The sequence below is a fragment of the Dyella sp. 333MFSha genome (assembly GCF_900102405.1).
GTDB classification, from domain to species: Bacteria; Pseudomonadota; Gammaproteobacteria; order Xanthomonadales; family Rhodanobacteraceae; genus Luteibacter; species Luteibacter mycovicinus.
In genome coordinates, this window is sequence record NZ_FNBR01000003.1 from 89,010 (window position 1) to 104,211 (window position 15,202).

Consider the following 15,202-nt stretch of genomic DNA (forward strand, 5'->3'; position numbering starts at 1 on the left):
GTACGACGGGAGGAACCGGGGCGCGTGGGGCGCAACGGGTTCAGCAACCTGCGAGGGCCTTCGCACGGCTGCGTTAACGCATATAGACTGGCCCGACCACGACCGGAATCTTCGTCAGGCGATGACCATAGCTCCATCCCAAAGCCCGACATCGCAAACGCCCGGCACCGGGGAGGTCGAGCCGCTGCATGACGCCGTCGAGCGCCTGCTGAGAGCGGCCGATGCCGATGGGGTCCGCGACGAGTGCGAGGCGTTCGCGCGCTGTTTGCTGCCCGATGCCCGGGTCGCATGGCTACGTGTCGACGATGCGCCGATGGCGGCCGGCACCACGCTGGACCTCGCTGTCGACCCGCAGTCCGGTCGCACGCTGGGCTTCGGCACCGACGACCGGGACGCTTCCGCCTGGACCGACATGGTGTCCTGGCTGGGCAGGCTTGCCTCGGCCCGACTGCGCCAGCTTGCGGAGACCGCCAATCTTTACGAGGCGATCTCACGCCTCGCGCAGGCTGAACGGCTGCAGCGCGCGCTCTACGCCATTGCCGAGCAGGCGGGTGCCGAGCACAACATGAAGGACATGATGAGTGCGCTGCACAGCATCGTGGGCAGCCTCATGTATGCCGAGAACTTCTTCATCGTCCTCTACGACGCGCAAAACCGGACCGTACGCTTTCCGTATTTCGTCGATACGGTCGACGACGACATGCCGGATCCCGAAGGCATCCGTCTGATCGACGCGATCGAGAATTCGCTGACCTGGCACGTACTGCAGAGCGGGCGTTCGATGATGGGCGCCAGCTCCGAGCTGGAAAAGAGCCTCCCGGGTCCGCGCGTGGCGATCGGCCCGCCCAGTGACGACTGGCTCGGCGTACCGATGAAGCGCGGTGACGACGTGGTGGGTGCGCTGGTCGTGCAGAGTTATCGCGACGACACGCGCTACACCGAAAACGACCGCGAACTCCTCACCTATGTCGCGCAGCACGTGCAGACGGCGCTCGAACGGCGCCAGGCGCACGAGGAACTCGAGCGACGCGTGACCACGCGAACCGCCGCCCTGCGCGAGGCGAACCGTGTGCTTCGTCAGCAGGTCCTGCAGCGCCAGCGCGGCGAACGCCTGCAGGCGGCGCTGTTCCGTATCGCCGAGCTGGCCAATACGTCGGACAGTATCGAGAACTTCTACGCCGCCGTGCATCGCGTCATCGGCGGCCTGCTCTACGCGCGCAACTTCTATATCGCGCTGCTCTCGGAGGATCAGAACAAGCTGACCTTCCCCTACTCCGTCGACGAACTCGACGGCGTGCGCGAGCCGCGCGAGCTGGGGCGTGGCCTCACCGAATTCGTGCTGCGTAACGGCAAGGCGCTGCTGGCCGATCGCGACGAGATCGACCGCCTCAATCGCGACCAGGTCCTGTCCACCAGCGGCGCGCGCTCACTGCACTGGCTGGGCGTTCCGCTGATCTGGAACGAAAAGTCGATGGGCGTGCTCGCGGTGCAGAGCTATTCGCCCGAACACACGTACAGCGCGCGCGACCAGGAATTGCTGACCTTCGTCAGCTACCACATCGCCAACGCGCTGCAGCGCAAGTACACGACCGAATCGCTGAAGCAGGCTTACGCCAGCCTCGAGCGACGCGTCACCGAGCGTACCCGTGCCCTGGCGCTGGCCAACCGCGACCTGCGCGAGCAGATCGCCGAGCGCGAACGCGTCGAACGCCGGCTCAAATACGAAACCCTGCACGACTCGCTTACCGGCCTGCCCAACCGCACGCTGCTCCTGCAGCGACTCGAGCAGGCGCTCAACCATTACCGCGAGAACCCGGGCGAACTGTTCGCCGTGCTGTTCATCGACCTCGACCGCTTCAAGGTGATCAACGACTCGGTCGGGCACCTGGTCGGCGACGATCTCCTCTTTCAGGTCGGCGGGCGCGTGCGTGCCTGCCTGAAGACGCGCGACGTCGTCGCGCGCCTGGGCGGCGACGAGTTCGCCGTGCTGGTCGAGGGCATCACCGATCCGCAGGCGGCCACGCACATCGCGGAGCGCATCATCGCGCAGTTGCAGACGCCCTTCCGGCTGGGCGCGAAGGAGATCTTCACCTCTGCATCCATCGGTATCGCGCTGCCGACGCCCGAATACACGCGACCGGAAGAACTGCTGCGCGACGCCGACTCGGCCATGTATCGCGCGAAGGACGAGGGACGCCATCGCGCCGCCGTCTTCGATGATCGCCTGCGCCGTGAAGCGCTTTCACTGCTCGAGCTCGAGGGCGACCTTCGGCGGGCGATCACCCGCAATGAATTCGTGCCGTTCTTCCAGCCGATCGTCGAACTGGCTACCTTGCGCGTCGTCGGCTACGAGGCGCTGCTGCGCTGGCGCCATCCCGAGCGCGGCTTGCTGCCGCCCGGCGAATTCCTCGCGGTTGCCGAGGACACCGGTTGTTCGGAAGCCATCGACTGGCAGATCTTCGAGCAGGTGGCGCGACAGGCCCGTGCGCTCACGCGCGACGAGGGCTTCATCAGCATCAACGTGTCGGGCAGTCATTTCCGCTCGGCCGATCTCGACCAGCGGTTGCTGGACCTGTTCGCGCAGCACGGCGTACCCGCGCGCTGCATTCGCGTCGAGGTGACCGAGCGCGCGCTGCTGGAGAATCCCGCGCAGGTCAAACGCATTCTCGAGCACCTGCGCGAGCACGGTGTCGGCATCGCGCTGGATGACTTCGGTACCGGGTACTCGTCACTGAGCTATCTGCATCAGTATCCGATCGAGACGCTGAAGATCGACCGTTCGTTTGTCATCGAGCTTCCGGCGGAAGACGATCAGGCGCATAGCACGGCGGTCGTCCGGGCCATCCAGGCGCTGGCGGACTCGCTGCGCATGCAGGTGATCGCCGAGGGCATCGAAACCGAATCGCAGATGCGGGTGCTGCAGCGCATCGGCTGCCGGTTCGGTCAGGGGTTTCTGTTCGCGCAGCCACAGCCAGCGAGCAAGTGGCTGGGAGCGCCACTGTCGCTGGATGCCTGAGCGCGGTTTACTGCAGCGTCGAGGGGGCGGGAGGGGTCTCGGCCTGCGTGAGCAGACGCTCGGCATCCACGCGATCGAACACATACCGCGTGGCGCAGAACTCGCAGATCACCTCGATCTCGCCGTCGCGATCCTCGAGGGTCGCCTCGACCTCGTCGCGCCCCAGCGCGCGTAACATGCCTTCCACGCGCTCCTGTGAACACGTGCAGCCAAACGCGAGCGGCTTTGGCTCGTACAGGCGAACGGTTTCCTCGTGATAGAGCCGGAACAGCAGCTCCTCCGGGCGCGTCGACAGCATCTCGCTGGCGCTCAGCGTGGCCGTCAGGTGACCGACACGCTCCCAGGCGTCGTCGTCCTGTTCAGCGGCGCTGTGTCCGCCCTCTCCCGCTACCGGTTGCAGGATGAGGCCAACCGCGTGTACGCCATCTGCCGCCAGAAGAATGCGCGCGGGCAGCTGCTCCGACCGCAGGAAGTAGTTTTCCAGCGCCTCGGCGAGCGACGACGTGTCGAGGTCGACCAGGCCCTGGTAGCGACCGCGGTCGATCTGGCCGATGGTGATGGCGAGCGCGGCGTCGGGCAGCTCGCTCAGATCGAGCTTGCCGTCCGTCACCGGCATGTCGCCCTCGTCGAATCGCGCCAGCCCGCGCAGGCGGCCCTTGTCGGTGCATTCCGCGAAGAGGAGGCGCAGCGCGCCCTGACTCTTGAACTCCAGGGACAGCGAGCCTTCGAATTTGACGTTGCCGGTCAGCAGCGCGGATGCCGCGACGGCCTGCCCCAGCGTGTCGCGAAGCTCCGCGGAGTAATCGACGCGGGAGGCGATGTCCTGCCAGCTGGCGCCGAGCCGCACGAGTACGCCGCGCACACCCGCCTTCTCGAGCAGGAAGCGGTGCAGCACGTCCTCGGACGCAAGGGTATCGACGATCGAATCGGTCACGGTGGCCTCCTGGTGATCCGACGGGAGATGGGGATGGGTCGGCCCGGCGACAAGCCTGCATGGGCACAGGCCCCTTATACTGCGCCATCCTCCTTTCGCGTGCCCTCATGAGCCCGACGCCCCGCTCGCTGCCCCGCCGCATCGTCCATCTCGCCGGCCTGCTCATCGTCTCGTGGGTCGCACTGTCGGTCCTGGTGGTGTTCGTGCTGCGCTTCGTGCCGCCGTGGACCAGCGCGATGATCATGGAGCGCCGGGTGGCCGCGCTGGTCACCGGAGAGACCGGTTTCACCTATCGTCACCACTGGGTGCCATGGGAGCGCGTATCGCCCCAGGTGGGCCTGGCCATGGTCGCTGGCGAAGACCAGAAATTCCCCTATCACCACGGCTTCGACGTCGATGCCATCCAGGACGCGATCGATGCGGCCGACGAGGGCAAGCGCCTGCGCGGGGCCAGCACGATCAGCCAGCAGGTCGCCAAGAACCTGTTTCTGTGGAACGGCCGCAGTTTCGTGCGCAAGGGCGCCGAGGCCTATTTCACCGTGCTCATCGAGGCCTTGTGGCCGAAGCAGCGCATCCTCGAGGTGTACATGAACATCGTGGAGCTCGGTGACGGCATCTACGGTGTGGGCGCCGCAAGCGACACCTTCTTTCACACCACGCCCGATCGCCTGGGTGTGCCGCAGGCAGCCCGGCTTGCGGCCGTCCTGCCCAATCCCCGCCGCTTCCACGTCGAGGCGCCCAGCGCTTACGTCCAGCGTCGCGCGGCGTGGATCTCGCAGCAGATGAGCCAGCTCGGCGGCCCGGCCTATCTCACTCGCCCGGCCCCCGTCGCCGGTCGCGTACGCTGAGCGCCACCATGACGTATTCACTGGCCATCGTCGTCCCGGCATATAACGAAGCGCAGGTCATCGACGACTTCCACGCGCGTATCGCCGCGGTGCTCGACGGGCTCGACGCGGATGCGCGGGTGATCTACGTCGACGACGGCAGCCGCGACGAGACCTGGTCGCTGATCGAGCGCATCGCCCAGGCGGATGCCCGCGTCGTCGCCCTGCGCTTGTCGCGCAACTTCGGCAAGGAGGCCGCGATGACGGCCGGTCTCGATGCCGCGGACGCCGACGCGGTCGTCGTGATCGATGCGGACCTGCAGGATCCCCCCGAGTTGATCCCCACCCTCATCGCCCGCTGGCGCGAAGGCTTCGACGTCGTCTACGCGACCCGCGGCGAGCGCGACGGCGAGACGCGCTTCAAGAAGTTCACCTCGGCGGCGTTCTATCGCGTCATGGAGCGGGTGGCCGACACACCGCTTCCGCGCGACACGGGGGACTTCCGCCTGCTCTCGCGCCGCGCGGTCGAGGCACTGCACGGCCTGCGCGAGCGCCAGCGATTCATGAAGGGACTCTTCGCGTGGATCGGCTACCGGCAGACCTCCGTGGTGTATCACCGCGACGCGCGCCACGCCGGTACGACCAAGTGGAATTACTGGCGCCTGGGCAACCTCGCCGTCGAGGGCATCACCTCGTTCTCCACGGCACCCCTGCGTATCGCCACCTGGCTCGGGGTGTCCGCCGCGGGCCTGGCCTTTCTCTACGGCGTATGGGTGCTGCTCAAGGTATGCATCTGGGGCGACCCCGTCCGCGGCTACCCCACGCTGCTGGTCGTGATCCTGTTCCTGGGCGGCGCCCAGCTGCTGGCGCTGGGCGTTATCGGCGAGTACATCGGCCGCACCTACGCGGAATCCAAGCGACGGCCGATCTATTACGTCGAGTCGCGGCGCGGCGCGCCCTCTTCACCTGATCCTTACCCTCGCCCGCGCGCACCCGGCGTAGACTGATCTCCTCGCGGCGGCACGCCGCGCGGCAGCGGAGAGTCGAGCATGCAGCAGGTCAAGCATCTCCTGGAAGGCAAGGGCAAAGCCGTCTACGCCGTGGCGCCCGATGCCTCGGTCTACGAGGCGATCCGGCAAATGGCGGATAAGAACGTCGGCGCGCTGGTGGTCATCAAAGGCAGTGAACTGGTCGGCATCGTTTCCGAGCGCGACTATGCGCGCAAGGTCATCCTGAAGGACCGGTCGTCACGCGACACGCCGGTGGCTGAGATCATGACGGCCAGCGTCATCACGGTCGCCAGCGACGCCACGGTGGATGAATGCATGCGGCTGTGTACCGACGGACGGCTTCGCCATCTGCCCGTCCTCGACGGCACGAGCATCGTCGGCGTCGTGTCCATCGGCGATCTGGTCAAGGCCGTGATCTCCGAACAGCGCGAGACCATCAACCAGCTCGAGAGCTACATCACGAGCTAGACCGGGTCCCATCGTCGCGTTGCTCGGGCAGCAGGTCGGGCGATTTCGCCGCACGCCGGCCCATCTCGGCCGCCACGCAGGCGAGACCCGCGGCGGTCAGGCCGATCGCCGTGATGCCCACACCCGCGCCACGTATGGCGACAAGGCCCGACGTCACCACCAGGTCGCCGAAGCGCCAGACAGCGGTCTCGATAAAGTTCTTGCCCTTGTAGCGCACTTCGCGCGGCGTGCGGGTGTACAGGGCGTCGGACGCCGGCTTGGTCATGCCGTAGGTCATGCCGCGCGAGCCGACCAGCACGATCGCGATCACCGGCACCGTCCAGCCGAAGACATGCAGGTCGATCAGTCCGAGCACCGACAGGCCGAGCAGCAGCACCATATTGACCAGCGCCGGCAGAACCATGGCCCAGACCACGCCCAGCCCGCGCATGATCAGCGGGGTGAGCGTCAGCTGCAGCAACGCACCGAAGCAGTTGGTCCACAGATCGAGATCGGCATAGAAGGCCGTGCGTGCCGCGTTGTCGGCGAAGTGCCCCTTGGTGTAATCCGCCATCAACGTGTAGCCCATCGTGGCGATGCCGTCCCCAAGCAGCATCAGCACGAGCATGTACCGCAGGAACGGCTGCGAGAACGCCGCCTTCGCGCCTTGCAGGATCGATCCGCCGACCGGCGCGCCTTCGCTTTCATCGTTCAGGTCACGCCGTGCCGAGAGCGCGAGCAGCGCACCCAGCGCCAGCAGCAGGAACGCCGCGGAGACGACGAGCATCGCGGGCACCCCGAGGCGCTGGACGAGCAGCCGCGTCAGCAAGGGACCAAGCAGCGCGCCCGCCATGCCGCCTGCCGCGATGAACGGGAACATCAGCCGCGCCTGCTGGCTGCGGTAGACATCCGCCATGAAACTCCAGAAGAGCGACACGACGAAGAGATTGAACACACTGACCCAGACGAAGAATATCCGCCCCAGCGCCACCGCACCGATGCGGTCCTGGGCGACGAAAGCCGGGATGAACGCGAGCATCGAGGCGGCAAAGAACACATAGCTGCTGCCGATCACCAGCTTGCGCGGAAATCGCGAGACCAGCCAGCCGAAGACCGGTGTCAGCGCCAGCATCACCACGAAGACGATCGCGTAGAACTGCGGCAACGACTGCGATCCGGCCGCTCCCGCGAGCTGATCGCGCACCGGACGGAGCACGTAGTACGACGTCATCACGAAGAAGAAGGCGATGACGGAGAGCGTGAGGGTCCTCGCCTCGTCCCTGGCGAAGGGTCGACGTTCGTTCACGGTGGGTCCGGGGTCGGCGGGATGCGCGAGAAGCCTAGCATGGCTCGCCGGGAAGACCGGATCGTGAAGGGGAACCGGGTCGCCGTTTTCGTGAAGCCGCCCGTCCGTTGTAGACAGCGATGAAGTACACGACAATGACAGCGACGATGATCAGAAAAACGATCCATCCCATGACGTTTCCCTCCCTTCGGCGTGTCCGTCACGCCTCGCTTTCGCGAGAATAGCATGTCGTTTCGATCCGCCTCCCTGCTGGCCTGTGCGCTCGCCTGCGCCGCCACCGCCCCCTTCGCCCTCGCCGCTCCGACACCGCAGAAGCCGCCGCAGAAACCCCCGGTCGTTCATGTCGACCCTACGTCGGAAAAGCTGCCTGCGGAGCGCGTGAAGGAAACGATCGAGAACTACAACCGCTGGATGGACGCGGCCGAAGCCCGCGACGCCGCCCCCGCGATCGTCACCGCCGTGATCGTCGACGACAAGGTCGTGTACGAGCGCGCCATCGGCTACGCCAACGCGAAGACGAAGGAAGCCGCCACCCCGGAAACCGTGTTCCGCCTGGCGTCGCTGTCGAAGGCCTTCGCCACGGGCGTCACTGCCGTGCTGGTCCGTGAAGGTTTCCTCAGCTGGGACACCAAGCTGATCGACACCATTCCGTATTTCAAGCTCAAGGACATGGAAGCGGCGCAGCAGGCGACCGTGCGCGACATCCTCGGTCAGCGCCTCGGTCTGCCGCGCAACACGTACGACAACATGCTCGAGGCCGACGCCCCCTACGAGGAGCTCGTCCGCAAGCTGGACGAGGTGGACCTCTCCTGCAAGGTGGGCGCGTGCTACGGCTATCAGAACGTCGCCTTCAGCATGATCGGCGACGTGATCTACGCCACCACCGGCGATTATTTCTTTCGGCAGGTCGAACGTCGCATCTTCGCCCCGCTGGGCATGACCACCGCCAGCTACGGCCGGGACGCGCTCGAAGCCAGCAAGAGCTGGGCGCGCCCGCATCGCGGCGGTCCGCACAACTGGATTCCCTACGAGCCCAACGACAGTTACTACCGTGTCGCCCCCGCCGCCGGCGTCAACGCCAGCCTGCGCGACATGGAGCAGTGGCTGATGGCCCAGATGGGTGGACGTCCGGACGTCCTGCCCACGCCGTCGCTGGATGTCCTGCACGCGCCCGAGGTCGACACGCCGTCGGAAGTCCACTCGCTGCCCTGGCGACGCGCGCGCGTCACCGACGCGCACTACGCGCTGGGCTGGCGCGTATTCAAGTACGCCAATGAAGACCTGATCTTCCATGCGGGCGCGGTCTCGGGCTATCGCACGATGATCGGCTTCTTTCCCAAGTATCACGCCGGTGTCGTGACCATGTGGAACGGCGCGGGTCCGGTCCCGGCGGGTCTGATGCCGATGGTGTTCGACAGCCTGCTCGGGCTCAACCACGTCGACTGGGCGGGTGTCGAAGGGAGCGTGCGTGCGGCACCGGTGGCCAAGGCGGCACCCGCCACGAAAACCAAAGCGAAAGGCAAGGCGGCGCCCGTGAAGAAGACGGCACCGGCGAAGGCTTCTAAGAAAAAGAAGAAGCCGGAGTGAATGAGGTTCAGGCCTCCGGGCTATGGCGGCCGTGACGGTTTCATACGACCGATAGCCAAAAAAGAAACGGCCCCGATGGGCCGTTTCTTTTTGGTGCGGCTGGTGATGATTTACCGGCCGAGGTTGAACTGCAGGCGGCGGCGCAGGGTGACGGTCATCGGCTCGCCGTTGCGCGTGGCGGCCTTGTACTCCCAGCGGCTGACGGCATCGATCGCGGAGCGGTCGAAGATATGCTTCGGCTGAGCGTCGACCACATTGACGTTCGCAACGCGACCGTCGGGACCGACGGTCAGCTCGACGTCGACCCAGCCTTCCTGGTTCGCGCGCATCGCGGCGGTCGGATAGCGCGGGTTGACCTGACGGATAAGGACGGCATCGCTGATGGCCCCGCCCTCCGAGGCAGCCGGCGCGGCGGCCGGTCGTGCGACGGGTGCGGCGACGGGCACCGCCTGCTGCGCCTGAGCGACACGAGCCGCCTGCTCGCGTGCGGCCTGGGCGCGCTGCGCCTCGATGGCCGCGGCGGCCTGTTCGGCCTGCTGACGCTGGGTGGCGGCGGCATTCTGCTGCGCGACCTGCTGAGCCTTCTGCGCATCCACCGCCTGCTGCTGCTCGCGGTCCAGCGTCTTGCGCTGTGCGTCGAGCTTCGAACGCAGGATGGTCAGGGTGTAGTTCTCGGGGTCGGCCTTGGCGAGCAGGTCGATCTCGCGCTGCGCTTCATTGAAGTCGCGCTGGTTGATCGTCTGCTCCGTCGCGGCGGAGCCGTAGGAGAACGTCTCGCGCAGCGCATCGGCGGCGACCGGATTGCCGGGCTGCTTCTGCAGCACCTTCATATAGAACTCGAAGGCATTGTTGCCCGCCGGAGCGACGAGGCGCTGCTCGTTCATGGCGGTACGCGCTTCGGCCAGCAGCTGGTCGACGCTGAGTGCATCGACGTTGGCCGGCGGGGCCACGCCGGCCGCGGCAGCCTTCTGCACCGCTACCGGCGCGGGCGTCTCCGCGGCGCGGGCGTCGCGGTAAGGCTTGACGATCAGGAACCAGGCCGCAACGGCGAGCGCGACGACGATGACGATGACGGCGAGCGTCACGGGACTGACCGCGCCACGCTGGCGGCGATCGATAAAGGGTGGACGGTTATCCATGGCGGTCGTACGACTCCGCAAGGCGCGCGCCCCCTGATGGCTTGACGCGGTGGACCCCCCGTCCCCCGCAGCGCGATGTGGCGACAAGGTAACCGTAATGGCCGCGTGAATCCAGCGCGACGCCCTAGGAGGTTTTCCGGGGTAGGTATTCTGCGAACCCCATCAATGAATAACCCCGGCAAGCCGGGGTCAAGGTTTCGAAGTGTCTCCCCGCGCTGGGCACCGCGGGGAGATAATTCGGAAACGTACTTTCTTATTGGAAGGTAACGCTTACTTGGCCTTGGCGGCCCGGGGTGCCCTGGCGGTCTTAGTCGCGCGAACGACCTTCGCCGTGGCGACCTTCTTCGAGGCAGCCTTACGCGGGGCGGCAGCCTTACGCGGAGCAGCCTTGCGAGCGGTCTTCTTGACGGAGGCCTTCTTTACGGAAGCCTTCTTGACTGCCTTCTTGGCAGCGACCTTACGGGTGGACGCCTTGCGGGCGACCTTCTTGACCGCAGCCTTCTTGGCGGTGGCCTTCTTGGCCGGCGACTTGCGGGTCGCAGCCTTCTTGACCGCGACCTTACGGGTCGAAGCCTTCTTCGCCGGCGACTTGCGCGCGGCCGTCTTCTTTACGGTGGACTTCTTCGTCGCTTTCTTGGCGGCGGACTTCTTGGCAGTGGCTTTCTTGGCAGTGGCCATAGTTCTCTTCAGCTCCTCATCAGTTGGCAGTGGTTGCCCAGTAAAAGCGTGGAGGAACGCTTCGACCAGCAGGTCGCTGTTCGTAGCGTGCCTCAAATTGTTCACCTGGCGGCGAGTACGTTCATCGGATAGCAGGCGGAGAATGTGCAGCGGAATCGAGACGGTGATCTTGCGTACCGCACCCGCTTTCGAACCATGCTCCACATACGGCCTGACGAATTTTCCTGTTTCCATTTCCGGGTTCCCCGTCAATTGACGCAAAAGCTATTCCTGAACATTTCCGCTGTCAATAAATTTTGGCTCTAAATTGAAGACGTTGCGGACACATACCGGACGATCGGGAAGTCCACCGGGTTTATCCCCGACGCACCTTCGGCATTAGCAAGGCACTAATGGACTTCCATTCAAAACACACCGCATCTCTTATGCGGTTCAAAAAACACCTTAAATAAAGGCGTTTTTTTGTTCGTTCAAAAAAAACGCCGCAATCGCATCGCACCGCGACAGCGCACGTCGTCGCTCCTGTCACCATCCATCGGGAGGCGAATTTCGGGGATGAACGGAACACGACTGAGGCGAAAAAAAATTTTCGCCGAAGACCCCTCCCGGACAAAAAAATGCCGGTCGAAGACGACCGGCATCGGGGTGAAGCGTCAGCGAGTCGATCAGTGGTCGTCGTGCTCGGCGTGCTCGGCGTACTCGTCGGCGGTCATCAGCTCGTCGAGTTCGCTCTTGTCTTCGATCTTCAGTTTGAAGATCCAGCCACCCTCGTACGCATCTTCGTTGATCGTTTCCGGCTTGTCGGAAAGTACCGTGTTCACCTCGATCACTTCGCCCGACACCGGCGCGTAGATATCGGAGGCGGCCTTGACCGACTCGACGACCGCCGTGCCGTGACCGGCCTGCACGCTGCTGCCCACTTCCGGCAACTCGACGTAGACCAGATCGCCCAGTGCACTCTGCGCGTGGTCGGAGATGCCAACGGTGACCGTGCCGTCCTGTTCGACGCGGACCCACTCGTGGGTTTTTGCAAATTTCAGATCGCCGGGGATTTCGCTCATGGGGTGTTCCTCGTTGTCTCGGGACGGGGGGTGCGTTGGTGCGACGGCCAATTGTCGCCGGTCCGCGCGTTTCGCGAAAGCGTCTGGGAGAAACGCGGGCGCCATGCGCGGCTGCGGGCGTTCGCCTGCCCTCGGGCTACGAACTCCCCTACGTGAACCTAAGGCTTCGCTCGCAGCGCGAGCGAACACACGGGCATACGCTGACAGCCAGCTCGGCAAATCGAGCTGAACCACGAAGGCGACCTCCGACGTCGCCCGCCCCATTCCCCATGGAGAACCTTATGACACGGAAAACCAGGATGACCTGCCTCGCAGCCCTCATCGCCGTCGCGCTCTCGCCGTCGCTGATGGCGACGGACGTTTCCTCCCCCGGCGACGCGCGCGTCGCGCTGGCACGCGACCTCGCCTCGATCCTCCACCAGCCCGCCCTCGATACCGCCATCCGTGACCATCTGGGTAACGGCAAGGCCCCGTTGGCGGAAATTCTCAACGACTACGCCCAGACCGCGGTCGCCGATGGCAAGCAGGACGTCGTGGACGACATGCTCGACCTCGACCGACAGACTGTTCACCTCCGCGGCCTCGACGGCAAGCTCGGCCATATCGCCAGCGTGCGTGTCCACGGTCTGGGCGCACATCCGCGACCCACGAGTCTTCGCGGCTTCTGGACCGCCGCCGTGACCAGCGACGGTTCGACCGGCAAGAAACAGGTCGTCGCGTTCGATCCCGACGGTAAGCGACACAGCTTCGCGGTCGACCAGGCGCCCGACATCCCGATGCTCCTGGTGGAAACCGACGGTACCGCCGCTGTGCAGGCAGGCATGGCCGTACTCAATGAGGCGGTGCGTGGCGCTTCGTCAGGTCGTCGACTGACGACCTTCGCCCGGGCTGACGCTGGCGAAACGAAGGGCGAGTTGCTGACCATCCTCAAGGAAATCTATCTGGAGAAGGATCACGAGCCCAACATTCAGGGCGATGCCGAGGTGTTTGCTGTCGTGTCCGGCGTCGATGCCGCCGGTAAACCCGTCGTTGTCACCCAGGACATGCCCTGGCTCGACCACGACAAGCGCTGGTACACGCCGAGACAGGACCTGATCAACTGGACACAGTTCGGCACCAACTACGTCAACGTGCAGTTCTTTGAAGACGACGGCAACGTCAACTTCCAGAAGCTGGCGTCGGCCCTGACGGAGGCGGTGGGCGACACCGCGCTGGTCGTGTCGCCGGCGGCCCCACCCGCGCTCATCGTGGCGGGCATCTCCCGGATCGGCCAGAAGATACTCGGCGCGATGGAGAGTTCGTGGTTCGAAAACAGCACGGACTACATCGATTCCTTCTACGTGCTGGAACGTGGACACGATTACGGCAGCAAGAACGCTCCGCTGATCGGCGCCCGCGGCGAAGTGAAAATGGTCCTGGCGCCCTACGAGGTCCGCCAGCGTTGACGGGAAGGCCGGGGTGGCACGCCACCCCGGCCTCTCTTGCCATGGAGCAAAACGATGCACCTGCCACTACGCACGACGTTTCTTCTTTTCCTGCTGACCGTGGTCGCGAGCGTACCGTCGACCGCGCGTGCCGTGACGACCGGTCATTCGCCCACCCCGGAAGCCACCACGATGCTGCGGCGCCTTCTGCTTCGCGACGACAAGCGTCCCGATGCGTTCGGTGAGACGTCGATTTTCATCGTGGTCTCCGGGACCGGTGAAGACGGCAAGCCGCGGACCGAAGTCCATCCCCTGCCCTGGGTCAAGCGGGACCGGACCTGGTATGACAGGTCCTATCCGTTGGTGGACTGGCGCCGCTTCACCGGCGGCTACGTCACGCTGCACATCTATGACCGCACGTCCGGCGAGGACGTCGCGCATCTGGATACCTTCTACGTCATCCAGCCGCAGCGCAAATATCTGCTGCAGAACGGCGCAGCGGGCAACGCCGTCCTGTCACTGGAGCCGGGCGCGGCGTCCGCACGCTGACATATATATATGTGTGTACGTCAGTCGGCGATGCCGGGCATGGGCTGACCGTCACGGACGAACGGGAACCTGACCACGCGCACCGGGATCTCACGGCCGCGGATGTCCACGCGCACGTCGCCATGCTCGCCCACCGGAATACGGGCGAAGGCGACCGACTTGCCGAGCGTCGGCGCGAAACCGCCGGAAAGAATCTCGCCGTCGCCGATAGCCGTGAGAACTTTCTGGCCGTGACGGAGCACGCCCTTCTCGTCCATCACCAGACCGACCATGACGCGCGTCACTCCGTCAGCCTTCTGCGACTCCAATGCGGCACGGCCGATGAAGTCGCGGCCTTCGTCGAGCGAGATCGTCCAGGCCAGCGCGGCTTCCCACGGCGTGACCGTCTCGTCCATGTCCTGGCCGTAGAGATTCATGCCCGCTTCGAGGCGCAGGGTGTCGCGCGCACCCAGACCCGCCGGGGCGACGCCCGCCTCGCGCAGCAGATTCCACAGCTCGACGACGCGGCTGTTCGGTACGACGACTTCGAAGCCGTCTTCACCCGTGTAACCGGTGCGGGCGAGGAACAACGGCATGCCGTTGGGACCTTCGACCTCGATGGCGGCGAACTTGCCCAGCTTCGTCGCCTTCTCGCGGACGTCCTCGGGCAGCAGTCCGATCAGCTTCTGTCGGGCGTTCGGACCCTGCACCGCGATCATGCCGAACTCGGGGCGCTCACGGACGGTGACGTCGAAGGCCGCCGCCTGCTTCGTGATCCATGCGAGATCCTTGACGCGCGTCGCCGCATTGACGACCAGACGGAAAAAATCCTCGCGCAGAAAGTAGACGATGAGGTCGTCGATGACACCGCCGTTCTCGTCGAGCATGCAGGTGTAGAGCGCCTTGCCCGATTTGGCCAGCTTGTCGACATTGTTGGCGACCAGCTTGCGAAGGAAGGGACGGACCTTTTCGCCGGTCAGGTCGACGACCGTCATGTGCGACACGTCGAACATGCCGGCGTCCTTGCGGACGGCGTGGTGTTCTTCGATCTGCGAGCCGTAGGCGATCGGCATGTCCCAGCCGCCGAAGTCGACCATGCGGGCACCGAGTTCACGGTGGGTGGCGTTGAGTTCGGTCTTTTCGGTCATCGGAGTACCTTGCGGGGGATGGCGGTGGGATACAGCCCCGCATTATCCGGTCCGACGACAGATAAGGCCAATCGCAGCGCAACACGTCCGGACTAAG

The 15,202-nt window shown here is 65.3% G+C and carries 13 protein-coding genes; 7 read left to right on the top strand and 6 right to left on the bottom strand.

Annotation, left to right across the window (positions count from 1 at the left end; all coding sequences use genetic code 11):
* Positions 1-121 precede the first annotated feature (121 nt).
* Positions 122-3,016, top strand: a complete 2,895-nt coding sequence (locus BLT40_RS13750) for a bifunctional diguanylate cyclase/phosphodiesterase (protein ID WP_079522822.1) — start codon at positions 122-124, stop codon at positions 3,014-3,016.
* Between the two features lie 7 nt (positions 3,017-3,023).
* On the opposite strand, the gene BLT40_RS13755 is transcribed toward BLT40_RS13750, so the two are convergent.
* Positions 3,024-3,950, bottom strand: coding sequence for an Hsp33 family molecular chaperone HslO (locus BLT40_RS13755; protein WP_255364017.1), 927 nt, complete (start codon positions 3,948-3,950; stop codon positions 3,024-3,026).
* Between the two features lie 107 nt (positions 3,951-4,057).
* On the opposite strand from BLT40_RS13755, the gene mtgA reads away from it, so the two are divergent.
* The 3 genes from mtgA to BLT40_RS13770 are packed head-to-tail and all read left to right on the top strand — an operon-like array spanning position 4,058 to position 6,255.
* Complete coding sequence (mtgA, locus tag BLT40_RS13760; RefSeq protein WP_090354064.1) at positions 4,058-4,798, top strand: monofunctional biosynthetic peptidoglycan transglycosylase; 741 nt, start codon at positions 4,058-4,060, stop codon at positions 4,796-4,798.
* An 8-nt stretch (positions 4,799-4,806) separates the two neighbouring features.
* The gene (locus BLT40_RS13765) at positions 4,807-5,784 is read left to right on the top strand and encodes a glycosyltransferase family 2 protein (RefSeq protein WP_090354067.1); all 978 of its coding nucleotides are present in this window, start codon (positions 4,807-4,809) and stop codon (positions 5,782-5,784) included.
* 42 nt (positions 5,785-5,826) lie between these two features.
* Positions 5,827-6,255 carry a CBS domain-containing protein gene (locus tag BLT40_RS13770; RefSeq protein WP_090354069.1) on the top strand — a complete coding sequence of 143 codons (429 nt, stop codon included), beginning with the start codon at positions 5,827-5,829 and terminating at the stop codon, positions 6,253-6,255.
* Here the strand turns inward: BLT40_RS13770 and BLT40_RS13775 are convergent.
* Complete coding sequence (locus BLT40_RS13775; protein WP_255364018.1) at positions 6,245-7,540, bottom strand: NTP/NDP exchange transporter; 1,296 nt, start codon at positions 7,538-7,540, stop codon at positions 6,245-6,247. The two genes, BLT40_RS13770 and BLT40_RS13775, sit on opposite strands and share 11 nt — an antisense overlap.
* Before the next feature lie 225 nt (positions 7,541-7,765).
* On the opposite strand from BLT40_RS13775, the gene BLT40_RS13780 reads away from it, so the two are divergent.
* Positions 7,766-9,127: a serine hydrolase domain-containing protein gene (locus BLT40_RS13780; protein ID WP_079522827.1), complete on the top strand. Its 1,362-nt coding sequence runs from the start codon at positions 7,766-7,768 to the stop codon at positions 9,125-9,127.
* A gap of 110 nt (positions 9,128-9,237) precedes the next feature.
* Here BLT40_RS13780 and BLT40_RS13785 read toward each other — a convergent pair whose 3' ends face one another.
* The 3 genes from BLT40_RS13785 to gcvH form a co-directional block, all read right to left on the bottom strand.
* Complete coding sequence (locus tag BLT40_RS13785) at positions 9,238-10,266, bottom strand: energy transducer TonB (protein ID WP_090354073.1); 1,029 nt, start codon at positions 10,264-10,266, stop codon at positions 9,238-9,240.
* Positions 10,267-10,536: 270 nt separating this feature from the next.
* Positions 10,537-11,178, bottom strand: coding sequence for a met regulon transcriptional regulator MetJ (metJ, locus tag BLT40_RS20750; RefSeq protein ID WP_043692504.1), 642 nt, complete (start codon positions 11,176-11,178; stop codon positions 10,537-10,539).
* Positions 11,179-11,609: 431 nt separating this feature from the next.
* Entirely contained in the window at positions 11,610-12,005 is a 396-nt protein-coding gene (gene gcvH, locus BLT40_RS13795) for a glycine cleavage system protein GcvH (RefSeq protein WP_079522829.1), read from the bottom strand.
* Positions 12,006-12,304: 299 nt separating this feature from the next.
* Between gcvH and BLT40_RS13800 the strand changes: the two genes are divergently transcribed.
* Positions 12,305-13,450 carry a DUF3103 family protein gene (locus BLT40_RS13800; protein ID WP_176167889.1) on the top strand — a complete coding sequence of 382 codons (1,146 nt, stop codon included), beginning with the start codon at positions 12,305-12,307 and terminating at the stop codon, positions 13,448-13,450.
* Positions 13,451-13,504: 54 nt separating this feature from the next.
* Positions 13,505-13,978 (top strand): hypothetical protein, encoded by a 474-nt coding sequence (locus tag BLT40_RS13805; RefSeq protein WP_079522831.1) that lies wholly within the window; start codon positions 13,505-13,507, stop codon positions 13,976-13,978.
* 20 nt (positions 13,979-13,998) lie between these two features.
* Here BLT40_RS13805 and gcvT read toward each other — a convergent pair whose 3' ends face one another.
* Positions 13,999-15,105 carry a glycine cleavage system aminomethyltransferase GcvT gene (gene gcvT / locus BLT40_RS13810; protein WP_090354075.1) on the bottom strand — a complete coding sequence of 369 codons (1,107 nt, stop codon included), beginning with the start codon at positions 15,103-15,105 and terminating at the stop codon, positions 13,999-14,001.
* Between the last annotated feature and the right edge of the window lie 97 nt (positions 15,106-15,202).